This window comes from Rhizobacter sp. OV335 (genome assembly GCF_900142965.1).
Lineage (GTDB): Bacteria > Pseudomonadota > Gammaproteobacteria > Burkholderiales > Burkholderiaceae_C > Rhizobacter.
Map to the genome: position 1 here is coordinate 30716 of NZ_FRCQ01000010.1, position 17930 is coordinate 48645.

At 66.7% G+C, this 17930-nt stretch carries 17 protein-coding genes; 12 read left to right on the forward strand and 5 right to left on the reverse strand.

Annotated elements, in window-relative coordinates; translation table 11 throughout:
• Window positions 1–131: 131 nt before the first annotated feature.
• Window positions 132–1580 carry an exodeoxyribonuclease I gene (sbcB, locus tag BUE42_RS12425; protein ID WP_073465425.1) on the forward strand — a complete coding sequence of 483 codons (1449 nt, stop codon included), beginning with the start codon at window positions 132–134 and terminating at the stop codon, window positions 1578–1580.
• A 546-nt stretch (window positions 1581–2126) separates the two neighbouring features.
• On the opposite strand, the gene acnB is transcribed toward sbcB, so the two are convergent.
• The 5 genes from acnB to BUE42_RS12450 all read right to left on the reverse strand — a co-directional run bounded on the left by acnB (window position 2127) and on the right by BUE42_RS12450 (window position 8318).
• Window positions 2127–4706: a bifunctional aconitate hydratase 2/2-methylisocitrate dehydratase gene (gene acnB / locus BUE42_RS12430; RefSeq protein ID WP_073465426.1), complete on the reverse strand. Its 2580-nt coding sequence runs from the start codon at window positions 4704–4706 to the stop codon at window positions 2127–2129.
• Window positions 4707–4867: 161 nt separating this feature from the next.
• Window positions 4868–5341: a hypothetical protein gene (locus BUE42_RS12435; protein ID WP_073465427.1), complete on the reverse strand. Its 474-nt coding sequence runs from the start codon at window positions 5339–5341 to the stop codon at window positions 4868–4870.
• Between the two features lie 132 nt (window positions 5342–5473).
• The gene (locus BUE42_RS12440; RefSeq protein WP_073465428.1) at window positions 5474–6469 is read right to left on the reverse strand and encodes an HpcH/HpaI aldolase/citrate lyase family protein; all 996 of its coding nucleotides are present in this window, start codon (window positions 6467–6469) and stop codon (window positions 5474–5476) included.
• Window positions 6469–7257: a trans-aconitate 2-methyltransferase gene (tam, locus tag BUE42_RS12445; protein ID WP_073465565.1), complete on the reverse strand. Its 789-nt coding sequence runs from the start codon at window positions 7255–7257 to the stop codon at window positions 6469–6471. Before tam ends, BUE42_RS12440 begins: the two co-directional genes overlap by 1 nt.
• Window positions 7258–7331: 74 nt before the next feature.
• Window positions 7332–8318, reverse strand: coding sequence for a malate dehydrogenase (locus tag BUE42_RS12450; protein ID WP_073465429.1), 987 nt, complete (start codon window positions 8316–8318; stop codon window positions 7332–7334).
• A 150-nt stretch (window positions 8319–8468) separates the two neighbouring features.
• On the opposite strand from BUE42_RS12450, the gene BUE42_RS12455 reads away from it, so the two are divergent.
• The 11 genes from BUE42_RS12455 (at window position 8469) to leuB (ending at window position 17925) form a co-directional block, all read left to right on the forward strand.
• Window positions 8469–9254, forward strand: a complete 786-nt coding sequence (locus BUE42_RS12455; protein ID WP_083614095.1) for a GntR family transcriptional regulator — start codon at window positions 8469–8471, stop codon at window positions 9252–9254.
• 113 nt (window positions 9255–9367) lie between these two features.
• Window positions 9368–9796 (forward strand): succinate dehydrogenase, cytochrome b556 subunit, encoded by a 429-nt coding sequence (gene sdhC, locus BUE42_RS12460; protein ID WP_073465430.1) that lies wholly within the window; start codon window positions 9368–9370, stop codon window positions 9794–9796.
• Between the two features lie 13 nt (window positions 9797–9809).
• The gene (gene sdhD / locus BUE42_RS12465) at window positions 9810–10172 is read left to right on the forward strand and encodes a succinate dehydrogenase, hydrophobic membrane anchor protein (protein WP_073465431.1); all 363 of its coding nucleotides are present in this window, start codon (window positions 9810–9812) and stop codon (window positions 10170–10172) included.
• A 73-nt stretch (window positions 10173–10245) separates the two neighbouring features.
• Entirely contained in the window at window positions 10246–11973 is a 1728-nt protein-coding gene (gene sdhA, locus BUE42_RS12470) for a succinate dehydrogenase flavoprotein subunit (protein WP_369822967.1), read from the forward strand.
• A gap of 31 nt (window positions 11974–12004) precedes the next feature.
• Window positions 12005–12709 carry a succinate dehydrogenase iron-sulfur subunit gene (locus tag BUE42_RS12475; protein ID WP_056811792.1) on the forward strand — a complete coding sequence of 235 codons (705 nt, stop codon included), beginning with the start codon at window positions 12005–12007 and terminating at the stop codon, window positions 12707–12709.
• 7 nt (window positions 12710–12716) lie between these two features.
• Window positions 12717–12986, forward strand: coding sequence for an FAD assembly factor SdhE (locus BUE42_RS12480; RefSeq protein ID WP_056811790.1), 270 nt, complete (start codon window positions 12717–12719; stop codon window positions 12984–12986).
• Between the two features lie 44 nt (window positions 12987–13030).
• Entirely contained in the window at window positions 13031–14344 is a 1314-nt protein-coding gene (gene gltA, locus BUE42_RS12485; RefSeq protein WP_073465433.1) for a citrate synthase, read from the forward strand.
• A gap of 120 nt (window positions 14345–14464) precedes the next feature.
• A complete protein-coding gene (leuC, locus tag BUE42_RS12490) occupies window positions 14465–15874 on the forward strand; it encodes a 3-isopropylmalate dehydratase large subunit (RefSeq protein WP_073465434.1) in 1410 nt (469 codons plus the stop codon).
• A 14-nt stretch (window positions 15875–15888) separates the two neighbouring features.
• Window positions 15889–16533: a 3-isopropylmalate dehydratase small subunit gene (leuD, locus tag BUE42_RS12495; protein WP_073465435.1), complete on the forward strand. Its 645-nt coding sequence runs from the start codon at window positions 15889–15891 to the stop codon at window positions 16531–16533.
• A gap of 13 nt (window positions 16534–16546) precedes the next feature.
• A complete protein-coding gene (locus BUE42_RS12500) occupies window positions 16547–16849 on the forward strand; it encodes a hypothetical protein (RefSeq protein WP_143171463.1) in 303 nt (100 codons plus the stop codon).
• The gene (gene leuB, locus BUE42_RS12505; protein ID WP_073465437.1) at window positions 16846–17925 is read left to right on the forward strand and encodes a 3-isopropylmalate dehydrogenase; all 1080 of its coding nucleotides are present in this window, start codon (window positions 16846–16848) and stop codon (window positions 17923–17925) included. Before BUE42_RS12500 ends, leuB begins: the two co-directional genes overlap by 4 nt.
• Window positions 17926–17930 lie beyond the last annotated feature (5 nt).

Consider the following 17930-nt stretch of genomic DNA (forward strand, 5'->3'; position numbering starts at 1 on the left):
GACCCAGTCAAACGGGAATATCGGATACATGTGTCGAACCCTTAAGGTGCAAATGAGGCGGGGATACGGCGCTGTTTGCGCAATCCGTCTGGTTTGGGTCCGCATCGGCCGGTGCTGGTAGATTGCGCGCCATGACCGATTTCACGTTTCTCTGGCACGACTACGAAACCTTCGGCCGCGTGCCGCGCCATGACCGGCCGGCCCAGTTCGCCGGCATCCGCACCGATGCCGAGCTGAACGAGCTGCCGGGAGGCGAGCTGATGGTGTATTGCCAGCCGGCGCCCGATTACCTGCCCGATCCGGAGTCCTGCCTGCTGACCGGCATCCTTCCGCAGGCCTGCCTGGAACGCGGCGTGCCGGAGCACGCGTTCGCCGACGCGATCGAGGCGCAGCTGGCGCAGCCCGGCACGGTGGGTGTCGGCTACAACACGATCCGCTTCGACGACGAGGTCACGCGCCACCTGTTCTGGCGCAACCTGATCGACCCGTACGCGCGCGAGTGGCAGAACCAGTGCGGGCGCTGGGATTTGCTCGATGTCGTGCGGCTGACCTGGGCGCTGCGGCCGGAGGGCATCACCTGGCCGACGCACGACGACGGCCGGCCGTCCTTCAAGCTGGAGCACCTGACGGCCGCGAACGGGTTGTCGCACGAGGCGGCGCACGATGCCTTGTCGGACGTGCGGGCGACGATTGCGCTGGCGAAGCTGATCAAGTCACGCCAGCCGCGGCTGTGGGATTTCGCACTGAAGCTGCGCAAGAAGGACGAGGTGCTCCAGGAGATGGGCGTCGGCCGGCCGTTTTTGCACATCTCGGGCATGTACGGCGTCGAGCGCGGCTGCATGGCGCTGGTGTGGCCGCTGGCGCCGCACCCGAGCAACAAGAATGAAGTGATCGTGTGGGACCTGGCCCACGACCCTGCGGAATTGTTCACGCTGGACGTCGAGACGATCCGGCTGCGCATGTTCAGCAAGGCGGACGACCTGCCTGACGGCGTGGCGCGCCTGCCGATCAAGACGATCCACATCAACAAGTCGCCGATGGTGATCGGCAACCTGAAGACGCTGAGCGATGCGGTGGCGGCGAAGTGGGGCGTCGACGTGCCGCTGGCGATGGCGCATGCGGAGCTCGCTGCGAAGCAGGGGCATCTGCTGGCAGGGATGTGGCCGGCGGTGTTCGAGCGGCCGGCACCGAGCGCGAAGCCGGACGTCGACGAGGATTTGTACGGCGGCTTCGTCGGCAACGAGGACCGCAAGGCGCTGCAGCGGCTGCGCGGCTTGTCGCCGCAGCAGCTGGCCGACAAGCGGCCGGCGTTTGCTGATCCGCGGCTGGCGGAGATTTTGTTCCGCTACCGGGCGAGGAATTTTCCGCAGACCCTCAGCGAGGCCGAGCAGGCGCAATGGCTGGAGCACCGGGTGCACAAGCTGCACGATGGGGCGGGGGGGGCGCTGACGCTGCAGGCCTTCTTCGACCGGATCGATGCGCTGCAGGAATCGGAAGCGCTGGCGGAGGATGAGCGGGCGCAGGATATTCTGGGTGCGCTGGTCGACTACGCCACCGAGATAGCGCCTGAGCGGGATTGATTCCCGCCGCGAAGCACCACCTGTTCCTGCTGAGCAAAGCAGATCCCCGACGGAATCCGGCGGTTGCAAAGAAACCCGTTCGCCCTGAGCCTGTCGAAGGGTCGGACTGAGCTTGTCGAAGGCCTGGCTCGCTTCGGGCACAACCCTTCGACGGACGCGCCCTCGACAAGCTCGGTCGCTGCTCGGGCCCTTCGACAGGCTCAGGGCGAACGGGATGCTGCCCGCGCCCGCTCGTCGGTCACTTCAATCTTTTCCCCCCAAACACAGCGCGGCGGTTCCGCAAAGGCGCGGGCGGGGAGGCTGGGGAGCGCCAATCAGGGCGGGGCGCCGGAGCTGGCTGGTTTCTTGGCCCGCGTGCGCAGCACGCTTCGTGAACTGACTGTCGCCGACTGTTTGACCACAACGAACGAAGTGAGTGGAGGGAGTTTCGGCGACGGGCCATGAAACCAGCCAGCGTAGGGGAGTCATCGCCCCCCAGGGGGCGGTGACCGCACCGACCGGCGAGCCCCAGCCTCCCCGCCCGCGCCTTTGCCGCGCAGAAAGACCTCAAGCCTCCGAATATTCCTTGATCCGATCGAAGTTCAGGTACTGGTAGACCTTGTCGGACGCCGCCGTCAGCACCCCCATGTCCGCCATGTACTCGTCCTTCGTCGGAATGCGCCCGAGCTTCGAGCAGATCGACGCCAGCTCGGCCGAACCCAGGTAGACGTTGCTGTTCTTGCCCAGCCGGTTCGGGAAGTTGCGCGTGCTGGTCGAGAACACCGTCGCGCCTTCCTTCACCTGTGCCTGGTTGCCCATGCACAGGCTGCAGCCCGGCATCTCCATGCGCGCGCCCGCCGTGCCGAGCACGCCGTAATGGCCTTCCTCGGTCAGCTGGTGCGCATCCATCTTGGTGGGCGGTGCCACCCACAGCTTCACTGGAATGTCGCGCTTGCCCTCGAGCAGCTTGCTGGCCGCCCGGAAGTGGCCGATGTTCGTCATGCACGAACCGATGAACACCTCGTCGATCTTCGCGCCCGACACCTCGGCCAGCGTCTTCACGTCGTCCGGGTCGTTCGGGCAGGCGACGATCGGCTCGTGCACGTCGGCCAGGTCGATCTCGATCACGGCCGCGTAGTCGGCATCGGCATCGCCCTTCAGCAACTGCGGGTTCGCGAGCCAGGCCTCTTGCGCGGCAATGCGACGCTCCAGCGTGCGCGCATCGGCATACCCCTGCGCGATCATCCACTTCATCAGCGTGATGTTGCTGTTGATGTACTCGATGATCGGTTCCTTGTTCAGGTGCACCGTGCAGCCGGCGGCCGAACGCTCGGCCGACGCATCGCTCAGCTCGAAAGCCTGCTCCACCTTCAGCTCGGGCAGCCCCTCGATCTCGAGGATGCGGCCCGAGAAGATGTTCTTCTTGCCCTTCTTCTCGACCGTCAGCAGCCCCTGCTTGATCGCATACAGCGGGATCGCGTTGACCAGGTCGCGCAGCGTGACGCCCGGCTGCATCGTGCCCTTGAAGCGCACCAGCACGCTCTCCGGCATGTCCAGCGGCATCACGCCGGTGGCCGCGGCGAACGCGACCAGCCCCGAGCCCGCCGGGAAGCTGATGCCGATCGGGAAGCGGGTGTGGCTGTCGCCACCGGTGCCGACCGTATCCGGCAGCAGGAAACGGTTCAGCCAGCTGTGGATCACACCGTCACCCGGGCGCAGCGAGATGCCGCCCCGCGTGCTGATGAAGTCCGGCAGCTCGTGGTGCATCTTCACGTCGACCGGCTTCGGGTAGGCCGCGGTGTGGCAGAAGCTCTGCATCACCAGGTCGGCGCTGAAGCCCAGGCAGGCCAGGTCCTTCAGCTCGTCGCGCGTCATCGGGCCGGTGGTGTCCTGCGACCCGACGCTGGTCATGCGCGGCTCGCAGTACGTGCCGGGGCGCACGCCCTGCTGCTGGCCGTTGACGACCGGCAGGCCGCAGGCCTTGCCGACCATCTTCTGCGCCAGCGAGTAACCCTTCTTGGTATCGACCGGGCTCTGCGGCAGGCGGAACAGCGTCGACGGCGCCAGGCCCAGTGCCTCGCGCGCCTTCGCGGTCAGGCCGCGGCCGACGATCAGCGGAATGCGGCCGCCGGCGCGCACCTCGTCGAACAGCACCTCGCTCTTGACCTTGAACTCGGCGATCACCTGGCCGTTCTTCAGCGCCTTGCCTTCATACGGGCGCAGCTCGACCACGTCGCCCATCGCCATCTGGCTCACGTCGAGCTCGATCGGCAGCGCGCCGGCGTCTTCCATCGTGTTGTAGAAGATCGGCGCGATCTTGTTGCCCAGGCACACGCCGCCGAAACGCTTGTTCGGCACGTACGGAATGTCTTCACCGGTGAACCACAGCACCGAGTTGGTGGCCGACTTGCGGCTGGAGCCGGTGCCGACCACGTCGCCGACGTAGGCCACCAGGTTGCCCTTGGCACGCAGGTCCTCGATGAACTTGATCGGGCCGCGCTTGCCGTCTTCTTCCGGGGTGATTCCCGGGCGCGCGTTCTTCAGCATCGCCAGCGCGTGCAGCGGGATGTCGGGGCGGCTCCAGGCGTCGGGCGCCGGCGACAGGTCGTCGGTGTTGGTTTCGCCACCCACCTTGAAGACGCTGACGGTGATCGACGCCGGCACCTCGGGGCGCGAGGTGAACCATTCGGCATCGGCCCAGCTCTGCAGCACCGCGCGGGCGTGGTCGTTGCCCTTGTCGGCCTTCAGCTTCACGTCGTGGAACTGGTCGAACATCAGCAAGGTGCCCTTCAGGCCCTTGGCGGCGACGGCGCCGACCGCGGCGTCGTCCAGCAGGTCGATCAGCGGGCTGATGTTGTAGCCGCCGAGCATCGTGCCCAGCAGCTCGGTCGCCAGCTCGCGGGAAATCAGCGAATTGGATTCGGTGCCATGCGCGACGGCGGCGAGGTACGAGGCCTTCACCTTGGCCGCATCGTCCACGCCCGCGGGCACGCGGTGCGTCAGCAGGTAGACCAGGTTGGCGCCTTCACCGGCCGGCGGAGCCTTCAGCAGCTCGATCAGTTCGGCGGTCTGCGCGGCCGACAGCGGCAGCGGCGGAATGCCGAGGGTGGCGCGTTCGGCAACGTGTTGGCGATAGGCTTGAAGCATGCGGTTCTCCGGGGGCAATGACGTTCAGGGAAAGGAAAGCCCTGCAGCCGCATTGCGCGGATCTGCCAGGCGCCGGCCGCCGGTCGTCGTCGCGACCCGAGGCACAGGGAACGAAAAAACGGGGGCAGGGCGCTGGCTCGATCTCCGGAGACCGTCGGCGTTTACTTGCCGGCGGCCGCAGCGGCAGCGCGTTGCTTCTCGTGGACGCAGCCGTCGACCAGGCGCTGGCCGACCTTGGTGTCCATCAGCATCGACTTGTTGGCGATCTGCAGCAGCAGCGCGACGCCCTTGACGTCTTCCAGGCGCAGCGCGCCCGTCGACGACGACACCGGCTTCATCGTGAACAGCTTCTTGCCGAAGGCCACGTCGACGTAACCGGGGAATTTCGGGTTGATCGAGACGTCGATCTTCTGGTTGAACTCGCATTCGTACGGGCCGTACAGCGTGCGCTCGGCGGCGTCGAGCTGGGCCTGGTCGGCTTGCGCCAGCGTGGCTTCGACCTTCTTGGGCGGCGCCTTCTTCGCGGCGGCGGCTGCCGGCTTCGCGGCCGGCTTGGCCGGGGTGGCGGGATCGGCGGCCATCGCAGCGGCCGAGGTCAGGCCGAAGGCCAGGGCAAGAATCAGATTGCGGGACATCGTGTCGCTCCAACAGGTTGTGAGAAGGAGCGATTGTGGAGGTGGGTGGTGGCACACATCGGCGGCCAACCCGCGTCTTTGAAACAATTTGATGGCTTGTTGCGCACTTGCCGCGCGCAGGCGTGGAAAACATCACGACCCCTCCGCGAAGAAGGCCTGCCGCACCTCGATCGGCAGCGGCTGTCCGGTGCGGGCGGCGCGTTCCAGCACGTGCCAGTAGTAGCGGTAGCTGGCCCGGTCGTGCAGCGTGTCGCGGTGGCTGGTCGGCGCCCAGCGGGCGGCCTGCGCCGCCATCAGGATCTCGGTCGCGAGGTCGGTTTCGGCGGCGGTCGGCGCGAACGCGTCGACGATGGTGCGGATCTGGTCGGGGTGGATGCTCCACATGCGCAGGTAGCCGAGCTGGCGTGAAGCCTTGGCCGCAGCGTTTTGCAGCAGATCGAGCTTGCGGAATTCGGTGACCACGCAGTGCGACGGCACCTTGCCGTGGCCGTGGCAGGCGGCCGAGATCTCCAGCTTGGCGCGCAGCACCAGCGGGTGCTCGAACTGGCCGGTGGCGCTCATCGCCTGGTGGCCGATCGCGCCGCGGTGGGCCGAGACGAAATCCATCAGCCCGAACGACAGCGACTCGATGCGCGGGTGCGCGGCGATCGCGTCGACCTCGCGCAGCGCGCCGTGCGTCTCGACCAGCGCATGGACCGGGATCTGCCGTTCCAGCCCGTGGCGCACGCCGGCGGCGTCGATCGACGAGATCGCCGCCTGCAGCTGCGCGAGGCTGTCGACCTTGGGCACCATCAGGTAGGCCAGCCGGGCGCCGGCCTGCTTCACCAGCGTGTCGACGTCGGCATCGAAGGCCGCATCGTCCGGCGCGTGCACGCGGGCGCCGACGCGGCCATGGCGGTTGGCGGCCGACATCACGAACGACGCGACCATCTGCGCATGCTCGGCCTCGCCGCCGACCGGCGCGCCGTCTTCGCAATCGAGCGTGATGTCGAACACCGGGCCGAGCTCGGCCTGCAGCGCGAGGCTCTTGTGCATGCGGGCCTCGACGCCGGCGTAGTGGTCGCAGACGGGCAGGGCGGGCGTGCGGTCGCCGGCGCCGAACAGGATGTCACGCGGGTGGATGGTCATCAGGCGGCCTTCTTCGCGACGATGAACAACCGCGGGAACGCCAGCAGCAGCCGGCCGTCCGCATGCGCCGGGTAGGCCTCGGCGATGCGGCGGGTGTAGGCCTCGAGGAACGAGGCGCGCAGCGGGGGCGACAGCGGGTCGATGAACGGCTTCAGCCCGGTGGCGCGCACCCATTCGACGATCGCAGCGGCGTCGGCCATCGGATGCTGGTAGGCGGTGCGCCACACCTGCACCCGTGCGGCCAGCGGTGCCAGCAGGTCGTAGTAGCCGCCCACGCCGAGCATCGGCGTGCGCTTGCGGTCCGCATCGCCGATCGGCTCGGCCCAGGGCGCGAGCGCGGCGGTCTCGCGCATCAGCCGGTGGGTCGGCTCGTCGCGGTTGTCGGGCATCTGGATTGCGAGCGTGCCGCCCGGCGCGAGTTCGGCAAACAGCCGCGGCAGCAGCGCCGCGTGGTCGGGCACCCATTGCAGCGAGGCGTTCGCGTAGATCAGCGCCGCGGGTGATGTGGCGGATGAGGCCGCGCGCCACGCCGAGATGTCGCTGAGCTCGAAGCGGCTGCCCGGCAGGCGCTCGCGCGCGCTGGCGAGCATCGCCTCGGAGGTGTCGGTGCCGACGACCTGCGCACCAGGGAAGCGCCGGACCAGCAGCTCGGTCGAGTTGCCCGGCCCGCAGCCGAGGTCGAACACCGGGCCGGACGGAATGGAATCCACCTGCGCCAGCAGATCGCGCGCCGGGCGCGTGCGCTCGTCCTCGAATTGCTTGTACAGGTCGGGATTCCAGTCGCTCATCGCTTGCTCCATCCATCGCGGGTCGAAAAAAAGGCCGGATGGAGTCCGGCCTTCTCTCGGGCCCGCAGCCGTGCTCACAGCAGGTGCTTGACGCCTTCTTGTTCCTCTTGGAGTTCCTTGAGGGTCAGGTTGATGCGCTCTTGCGAGAACGCATCGATCGCCAGGCCTTCGACCAGCTTGTATTCGCCGCCGGCGGTGGTCACCGGGAAGCCGAACATCGTGTCCTTCGGGATGCCGTACTGGCCGTCAGAGGCAATGCCCATCGTGACCCACTTGCCGTTGCTGCCCAGCGCCCAGTCGCGCATGTGGTCGATCGCGGCGTTGGCGGCCGACGCGGCAGAACTGAGGCCGCGCGCTTCGATGATCGCGGCGCCGCGCTTGCCGACGGTCGGCAGGAACGTGTCCTTGTTCCACACGTCGTCGTTGATCAGCTCCTTGACCGGCTTGCCGTCGATCGTCGCGAAGCGGTAGTCGGCGTACATCGTCGGCGAGTGGTTGCCCCACACGGTCAGCTTCTCGATGCTCGACACCGGCTTGCCGGTCTTGGCGGCGATCTGCGACGCAGCGCGGTTGTGGTCCAGGCGCAGCATCGCGGTGAAGTTCTTGCGCGGCAGGTCGGGCGCGCTCTTCATCGCGATGTAGGCGTTGGTGTTGGCCGGGTTGCCGACCACCAGCACCTTGACGTTGCGCGACGCGACGGCGTTCAGCGCCTTGCCTTGCGCGGTGAAGATCTGCGCGTTGGCGGCCAGCAGGTCCTTGCGCTCCATGCCCGGGCCGCGCGGGCGGGCGCCGACCAGCAGCGCGTAATCGGTGTCCTTGAAGGCGGTGTTGGCATCGCCGTGCGCTTCCATGCCGGCCAGCAGCGGGAACGCGCAATCGTCGAGTTCCATCATCACGCCCTTCAGCGCTTTCTGGGCTTTTTCATCGGGGATCTCGAGCAGCTGCAGGATCACCGGCTGGTCCTTGCCCAGCATCTCGCCCGAGGCGATACGGAACAGCAGGGCATAGCCGATCTGGCCGGCGGCACCGGTGACGGCAACGCGAACGGGTTTCTTGCTCATGAGAGGTCTCCGCAGGGTTCAGTGGTGCCTGAAGTGTAGGGCGAGTCTAGGTGGCGACCCTGCCTTCTGTCAAGGATCTTATGTCTTATATAAGACATCTTCCATCAGTCGTGGACGGCGAGGGCCGAGCTGTGCTGCAATCGCGCACTCATGGCCACTTCGATCCCTTCTTCCTCTGCTGTTGCATCTGCCGGCGAAGCGCCGCCCGCCGAATCCGGCGGGGCCGCTTTCAGCCCGCTGTACCAGCAGATCAAGGGGCTGATCACGCGCAGCCTGCAAAGCGGCGAGTGGAAGCCCGGCGAGGCGATCCCGAGCGAGATGGAGCTGGCCGCGCGCTACAAGGTGAGCCAGGGCACGGTGCGCAAGGCGATCGACGCGATGGCCGACGAGAACCTGCTGGTGCGCCGCCAGGGCAAGGGCACCTTCGTCGCGACGCATGCGGAAGAGAAGATCCAGTACCGCTTCCTGCGGCTGATGCCCGACGACGGCGAGATCGGCGGCGCGACACGCCATGTCATCGATTGCCGCCGCCAGCGGCCGGGCGCCGAGATCGCCCGCGCGCTCGAGCTGAAGGCCGGCGACGCGGCGATCCAGATCCGCCGGCTGCTGCAGTTCAAGCGCGTGCCGGTGGTGCTGGACGACATCTGGCTGCCGGCGTCGCTGTTCAAGGGGCTGACGGCGGAGCGTCTCACCGACTACCGCGGGCCGCTGTACGGCCTGTTCGAAACCGAGTTCGGCGTGCGCATGATCCGCGCCGAGGAGCAGTTGCGGGCGGTGGCGGCCGATGCCGGCGCGGCCGAACTGCTGGGCGTGCCGGTCGGCGAGCCGCTGCTCAGCGTGGAGCGGCTGTCGCGCACCTATGGCGACAAGCCGGTCGAGCTGCGGCGCGGCCTCTACAACACGCGCTCGCATTACTACAGGAACGAGCTCAGCTAGCCGCGAAGGCGCATCATTCGGCCGCGGTTGCTTTGCCGACCCGCACGCGAACGTGCTGCGTTGCAATAAAATCTTTCGATTCGACTCGCACACAACATGCAAACAAGGTGGGTATGACCGATCTCTCCAAGCCAATCTCCTCACGGAGGCCAGGAACGATGCGTCTGATCGACGCCACCCAATACCGGCTGCCCCTTGCGGGCTGGGTGTCCATCCTCCACCGCGTCAGCGGCCTGCTGATGTTCGTGCTGCTCCCGTTCATCATCTGGATGTTCGACACCAGCCTGACCTCCGAAGTCTCGTACACGCAGTTCACCGGCGTCTTCATGGGCGGCTACGGCTTCATCCCGGCCTGGTTCATCAAGCTGGTGACGCTCGCGCTGATCTGGTCCTACCTGCACCACTTCATCGCCGGCGTGCGCCACCTGTGGATGGACGCGACGCACTCGGTCAGCAAGGAATTCGGCCGCCAGTCGGCCCTCGTCACGCTGGTGCTGAGTGTCCTGCTGACCCTCGTGCTCGGCTGGAAGCTGTTCTTCTGAGGCGCGCCACACCATGACACAAAACTTTGGTTCGAAGCGCCTGGTCGTCGGCGCGCACTACGGCCTGCGCGACTGGATGGCCCAGCGCGCCACCGCGCTGGTGATGGCGCTGTTCACGGTCGCGCTGATCGTGCAGGTGCTGCTGCCGGGCCCGATGGGCTACGACAAGTGGGCGAACATCTTCTCGCGCCAGTGGATGAAGGTGCTGACCTTCGTCGTGATCGTCTCGCTGGCCTACCACGTGTGGGTCGGCGTGCGCGACGTGCTGATGGACTACGTGAAGCCGGTCGGCGTGAAGCTGGCGCTGCAGGTGTTCACGCTGGTGTGGCTGGTCGGCTGTGCCGGCTGGGCGATTCAAGTGCTCTGGAGACTCTGACGTGAGCTTTTCCTCTTCCTCGATCTCCAAGCGCAAGTTCGACGTCGTCATCGTCGGCGCCGGCGGCTCGGGCATGCGCGCCTCGCTGCAGCTGGCCCGCGCCGGCCTGAACGTCGCCGTGCTGTCCAAGGTGTTCCCGACCCGTTCGCACACGGTGGCCGCGCAAGGCGGCATCGGCGCGTCGCTCGGCAACATGTCGGAAGACAACTGGCACTACCACTTCTTCGACACCGTGAAGGGCTCCGACTGGCTCGGTGACCAGGACGCGATCGAATTCATGTGCCGCGAGGCGCCGAAGGTCGTCTACGAGCTCGAACACTTCGGCATGCCGTTCGACCGCAACCCCGACGGCACCATCTACCAGCGCCCGTTCGGCGGCCACACCGCCAACTACGGCGAGAAGCCGGTGCAGCGCGCCTGCGCCGCGGCCGACCGCACCGGCCACGCGATGCTGCACACGCTGTACCAGCAGAACATCAAGGCGCGCACCCACTTCTTCGTCGAGTGGATGGCGCTCGACCTGATCCGCGACGCCGATGGCGACGTGGTCGGCGTCACCGCGCTCGAGATGGAAACCGGCGAGCTGCACATCCTCGAAGCCAAGACGGTGCTGCTGGCCACCGGCGGGGCAGGGCGCATCTTCGCGGCCTCGACCAATGCCTTCATCAACACCGGCGACGGCCTGGGCATGGCGGCGCGTGCCGGCATCCCGCTGGAAGACATGGAGTTCTGGCAGTTCCACCCGACCGGCGTGGCCGGTGCCGGCGTGCTGCTGACCGAAGGCTGCCGCGGCGAAGGCGCGATCCTGCGCAACAGCGATGGCGAACGCTTCATGGAACGCTATGCGCCGACGCTGAAAGACCTGGCGCCGCGCGATTTCGTCTCGCGCTGCATGGACCAGGAGATCAAGGAAGGGCGCGGCTGCGGTCCGAACAAGGACTACGTCGTGCTCGACATGACCCACCTCGGCACCGAGACGATCATGAAGCGCCTGCCCAGCGTGCTGGAGATCGGCCACAACTTCGCGAACGTCGACATCACGAAGGAGCCGATCCCGGTCGTGCCGACCATCCACTACCAGATGGGCGGCATCCCGACCAACATCCACGGCCAGGTGGTCGTGCCGAAGGACGGCGACCCGAACGCGGTGGTCAACGGGCTGTACGCGGTCGGCGAATGCTCCTGCGTCAGCGTGCACGGCGCGAACCGCCTGGGCACCAACTCGCTGCTCGACCTGCTGGTGTTCGGCCGCGCGGCCGGCAACCACATCGTCGACGCGGCGCTGAAGACGCAAGCCCACAAGCCGCTGCCGGCCGATGCCGCCGAGCGCACGCTGGCCCGCCTGAACAAGTACGAGGCCAGCAGCGGCGGCGAGTACGCGCAAGACGTGGCCAACGACCTGCGCAACTCGATGCAGAAGCATGCCGGCGTGTTCCGCACGCAGGCCACGATGGACGAAGGCGTCGAGCAGGTCAAGGCGATCGCCGAGCGCGTGAAGAACATCCACCTGGCCGACAAGTCCAAGGTGTTCAACACCGCCCGCATCGAGGCGCTGGAGGTCGAGAACCTGATCGAGGCGGCCATGGCCACGATGATCTCGGCTGCAGCCCGCCATGAAAGCCGCGGCGCGCACACCGTCAACGACTATGCCGATTCGCCGGAATTCCCGAATGGGCGCAACGACAAGGTCTGGATGAAGCACTCGCTGTGGTACAGCGAAGGCAACCGCCTCGACTACAAGCCCGTCAAGCTCACGCCGCTGACAGCGGAATCCATCCCGCCGAAGGTCCGCTCGTTCTGAGCCATCGCCACAAGAACGTCGAAAGCATTTCATGACCAAGCGTGTTTTTCAGATTTACCGCTACGACCCGGACACCGACACCAAGCCGCGCATGCAGACGATCGAGGTCGAACTCGACGGCAGCGAGCGCATGCTGCTCGATGCGCTGATGAAGCTGAAGGCGGTCGACCCGACCATCAGCTTCCGCCGCTCGTGCCGCGAAGGCGTCTGCGGTTCGGACGCGATGAACATCAACGGCAAGAACGGCCTCGCGTGCCTGACCAACATGCGCACGCTGCCCGACGTCGTCGTGCTGAAGCCGCTGCCCGGCCTGCCGGTGGTGCGCGACCTGATCGTCGACATGACGCAGTTCTTCACGCAGTACAACTCGATCAAGCCTTACCTCGTCAACGACATGCCGCCGCCCGAGAAGGAGCGCCTGCAGTCGCCGGAAGAGCGCGAGGAGCTGAACGGCCTGTACGAGTGCATCCTGTGCGCCAGCTGCTCGACCAGCTGCCCGAGCTTCTGGTGGAACCCCGACAAGTTCGTCGGCCCCGCCGGGCTGCTGCAGGCCTACCGCTTCATCGCCGACAGTCGCGACCAGGACACCGCCGGCCGCCTCGACAACCTCGAGGACCCGTACCGCCTGTTCCGCTGCCACACCATCATGAATTGCGTCGACGTCTGCCCGAAGGGCCTGAACCCGACCAAGGCGATCGGCAAGATCAAGGAACTGATGGTGCGCCGCGCCGTCTGATCTCGACATGACCGACACGCTGCTCGACGAACGTGCCCTCAGCAAGCTGCGCTGGCGTTGCCGGCGCGGCCTGCTCGAGAACGACCTGTTCGTCGAGCGGTTCTTCGCACGTCATGAGTCCGCGCTGACGGTCCGGCAGGCAGAAGGCCTCGCGCTGCTGATGGACTTGTCCGACAACGACCTGCTCGACCTGCTGCTCGCCCGCAAGGAGCCCGATGGTGACCTGCACCGGGCCGATGTGCTGGAAGTGCTTCAGCTGATGCGCGCCCGGCACTAGATGGCGCGTGCGTATAAAGTCTTACTACCTCTGAAGGAACGCTCATGACCCCGTCCGACGTGAAAGCCACCCTGTCGTTCTCCGATGGCAGCCCTGCGATGGACCTGCCGGTCTACAAGGGCACGATCGGTCCGGACGTGATCGACATCCGCAAGCTGTACGCGCAGACCGGCAAGTTCACCTACGACCCGGGCTTCCTGTCGACCGCCGCCTGCCAGTCGAGCATCACCTACATCGACGGCGACAAGGGCGAGCTGCTGTACCGCGGCTACCCGATCGAGCAGCTCGCGACCAACTGCGACTACCTCGAGACCTGCTACCTGCTGCTGAACGGCGAACTGCCGAACGAGACCGAGAAGACCGACTTCGTCAAGCTGGTGACCAACCACACGATGGTCAACGAGCAGATGCAGTTCTTCCTGCGCGGCTTCCGCCGCGACGCGCACCCGATGGCGGTGCTGACCGGCCTGGTGGGCGGGCTGTCGGCCTTCTATCACGACAGCACCGACATCAACAACCCGAAGCACCGCGAGATCTCGGCGATCCGCCTGATCGCGAAGATGCCGACGCTGGTGGCGATGGCCTACAAGTACGGCATCGGCCAGCCCTACATCTACCCGAAGAACGACCTGTCGTACTCGAGCAACTTCATGCGCATGATGTTCGCGACGCCGTGCGAGGACTACGAGCCGAACGAGGTGCTGGTGCGCGCGATGGACCGCATCTTCATCCTGCATGCCGACCACGAGCAGAACGCCTCCACCTCGACCGTGCGCCTGTGCGGCTCGTCGGGCACCAACCCGTTCGCCGCGATCGCGGCCGGCGTGGCCTGCCTGTGGGGCCCCGCGCACGGCGGCGCCAACGAGGCGGCGCTGAACATGCTGGAAGACGTGCAGAAGATGGGCGGCGTCGAGAAGATCGGCGAGTTCATCAAGCAGGTCAAGGACAAGAATTCCGGCATCAAGCTGATGGGCTTCGGCCACCGCGTCTACAAGAACTACGACCCGCGTGCCAAGCTGATGCGCGAGACCTGCCACGAGGTGCTGAACGCGCTGGGCCTGCAGAACGACCCGCTGTTCAAGCTCGCGATGGAACTCGAGAAGATCGCGCTGGAAGACGAGTACTTCGTCGCCCGCAAGCTGTACCCGAACGTCGACTTCTACTCGGGCATCGTGCAGCGCGCGATCGGCATCCCGGTCAGCCTGTTCACCGCCGTGTTCGCGCTGGCGCGCACCGTCGGCTGGATCGCCCAGCTGAACGAGATGATCGGCGACCCGGAGTACAAGATCGGCCGTCCGCGCCAGCTATTCCACGGTGCCACGCAGCGCAACGTCAAACCGATTGCACAGCGAAACTGAGCCCCGCCGGCAAAGCAGCCTGAACTCACCCCTGCGAAAACCCCGGCCTGGCGCCGGGGTTTTTCGTTGTTCAGCGCCTAAAATCCGCAATTCGCCAGAGTTTTCCACCGGAAGCGCCCCATGGCACGAACGCTCTACGACAAGATCTGGGACGAACACGTCGTCCACACCGAAGACGACGGCACCGCCGTCCTCTACATCGATCGCCACCTGGTGCATGAAGTCACCAGCCCGCAGGCGTTCGAGGGCCTGGACCTGGCGCACCGCAAGGTGTGGCGCCTGTCGGCCAACCTGGCGGTCAGCGACCACAACGTGCCGACCACCGACCGCTCGCACGGCATCGCCGACCCGATCTCGAAGCTGCAGGTCGACACGCTGGACGCCAACTGCGACCGCGTCGGCATCACGCAGTTCAAGATGAACGACAAGCGCCAGGGCATCGTCCACGTGATCGGCCCGGAGCAGGGCGCCACGCTGCCCGGCATGACAGTGGTCTGCGGCGATTCGCACACCTCCACGCACGGCGCATTCGGCGCGCTCGCGCACGGCATCGGCACCAGCGAGGTCGAGCATGTGCTGGCCACGCAGACGCTGCTGGCGCGCAAGGCGAAGAACATGCTCGTCAAGGTGGACGGCACGCTGGCGCGCGGCTGCAGCGCGAAGGACATCGTGCTGGCCATCATCGGCAAGATCGGCACCGCCGGCGGCACCGGCTACACCATCGAGTTCGCCGGCAGCGCGATCCGTGCGCTGAGCATGGAAGGCCGCATGACGGTGTGCAACATGGCGATCGAGGCGGGTGCGCGCGCCGGCCTGGTCGGCGTCGACGACACCACCATCGCCTACGTGAAGGGCCGCCCGTTCACGCCGGCCGGCCTCGAATGGGACCATGCGGTCGCCTACTGGCGCACGCTGCACACCGAGCCGGGCGCGCACTTCGATGCCGTCGTCGAGCTCGACGCGTCGACCATCCGCCCGCAGGTCACCTGGGGCACCTCGCCCGAGATGGTGCTGTCCATCGACGACCGCGTGCCCGATCCGGACCGCGAGAAAGACAGCGGCAAGCGCGGCGCGATGGAGCGCGCGCTGCAGTACATGGCGCTGGAGCCGAACAAGCCGATCGCCGACATCCTGATCGACAAGGTGTTCATCGGCTCGTGCACCAACTCGCGCATCGAAGACCTGCGCGAAGCGGCGGCCATCGTGCGCCGCATCGGTGGCAAGCTGGCGAAGAACGTCAAGCTCGCGCTGGTGGTGCCGGGTTCGGGCCTCGTGAAGGAGCAGGCCGAGCGCGAAGGGCTGGACGTGATCTTCCGTGGCGCCGGCTTCGAATGGCGCGAGCCGGGCTGCTCGATGTGCCTGGCGATGAACGCCGACCGGCTCGAGCCGGGCGAGCGTTGCGCCTCCACCTCGAACCGCAACTTCGAAGGCCGCCAGGGTGCCGGTGGGCGCACCCACCTGGTCAGTCCGGCGATGGCGGCGGCTGCCGCGATGCAGGGCCATTTCGTCGACGTGCGGCGCTTGACCTGAAGGAGAGACTGACCATGCAAGCCTTTCGCATCCACACCGGCCTGGTCGCTCCGCTCGACCGCGAGAACGTCGACACCGACGCGATCATCCCGAAGCAGTTCCTGAAGTCGATCAAGAAGTCGGGGTTCGGTCCCAACCTGTTCGACGAATGGCGCTACCTCGACCACGGCGAGCCCGGCCAGGACCCGGCCAGTCGCAAGCGCAACCCCGATTTCGTGCTGAACCAGCCGCGCTACCAGGGTGCGTCGGTGCTGGTCACGCGCAAGAACTTCGGCTGCGGCTCGTCGCGCGAGCACGCGCCGTGGGCGCTCGACCAGTACGGCTTCCGCGCCATCATCGCGCCGAGCTATGCCGACATCTTCTTCAACAACTGCTTCAAGAACGGCCTGCTGCCGATCGTGCTGCCCGAGCACGAGGTGAGCCGCCTGTTCGACGAGGTGAACGCCTTCGTCGGCTACCAGCTGACGATCGACCTGGACCGCCAGGTCGTCGAACGGGCGGGCGGAGAGGCGATCCCTTTCGACGTCCAGCCGTTCCGGAAATTCTGCCTGCTCAACGGCTTTGACGACATCGGCCTGACGCTGCGCCATGCCGACAAGATCCGCGCGTTCGAAGCAGAGCGCCTGTTGCAGAAGCCCTGGCTGGCCCAGCGCGTGTGAAGGAGTGGCCGCCATGCCCTACAGCCGCCTCTATCTCCTGCTGTCGCGGCGCTGGTGGCTGGCCTTCCTGCTGATGGGCATCAGCTTCGTGGTCTTCGGGCTCGCGTCGCTGGACCTGCTGCACACCTTCAGCGCGAACCTGGAGTTCCTGACGACCTATCGCTGGGACGCCGTTCGCGAAGGGGCGCTCTGGCAACTGGGCCAGCTGATCCTGGCGGGGTATGCAGCGGCGGCGTCGTACGTGGTGTTCAAGCTGTGTGAGAAGGTTCTCGTCGAACGGCTGGCCGTCGACAAACGCAAAGGAACTGATTCGTGAAGATTGCGATCCTGCCGGGTGACGGCATCGGGGTGGAGATCATGGCCGAGGCCGTCAAGGTGCTCGGCTGCCTCGACCTGCGCTTCGAGACCGAGAGCGCCGAGGTCGGCGGCGCGGCCTATGCCGCCCACGGCCTTCCGCTGCCCGAGGCGACGCTCGCGCTGGCGAAGTCGGCCGACGCGGTGCTGTTCGGCGCCGTCGGCGACTGGAAGTACGACAAGCTCGAACGCCACCTGCGGCCCGAGCAGGCCATCCTCGGGCTGCGCAAGAACCTGGAGCTGTTCGCCAACTTCCGCCCGGCGATCTGCTACGAGGAACTGACCCATGCGTCGACGCTGAAGCCCGAGATCGTGGCCGGCCTCGACCTGCTGATCATCCGCGAGCTGACCGGCGACATCTACTTCGGCCAGCCACGCGGCCGGCGCCAGTCGCCCGACGGCGCGTTCGCCGGCGCCGACGAGGCCTTCGACACGATGCGCTACTCGCGCCCCGAGATCGAGCGCATCGCGCACGTCGCGTTCCAGGCCGCGCGCAAGCGCCGCAAGAAGCTGCTGAGCGTCGACAAGGCCAACGTGCTGGAGACCTTCCAGTTCTGGCGCGACGTCGTCACCGAGGTGCATGCGCAGTACCCCGACGTGGCGCTCGAGCACATGTACGTCGACAACGCGGCGATGCAGCTGGTGAAGGACCCGAAGCGGCTCGACGTGATCGTCACCGGCAACATGTTCGGCGACATCCTCAGCGACGAGGCGGCGATGCTGACCGGCTCGATCGGCATGCTGCCTTCCGCCTCGCTGAACGCGAAGAACCAGGGGCTGTACGAGCCCAGCCACGGCTCGGCGCCCGACATCGCCGGCAAGGGCATCGCGAACCCGCTGGCCACCATCCTGTCGGCCGCGATGATGCTGCGCTTCAGCCTGAACCAGGAAGCCGCGGCGCAGCGCATCGAGGCGGCCGTCAAGGCGGTGCTGGCAAAGGGCCTGCGCACCGCCGATATTCACAGTGAAGGCACCACCAAGGTGGGCACGAAGGAGATGGGCGACGCTGTTGTCGCCCACCTGAAAGCGAACGGCTGATCCCT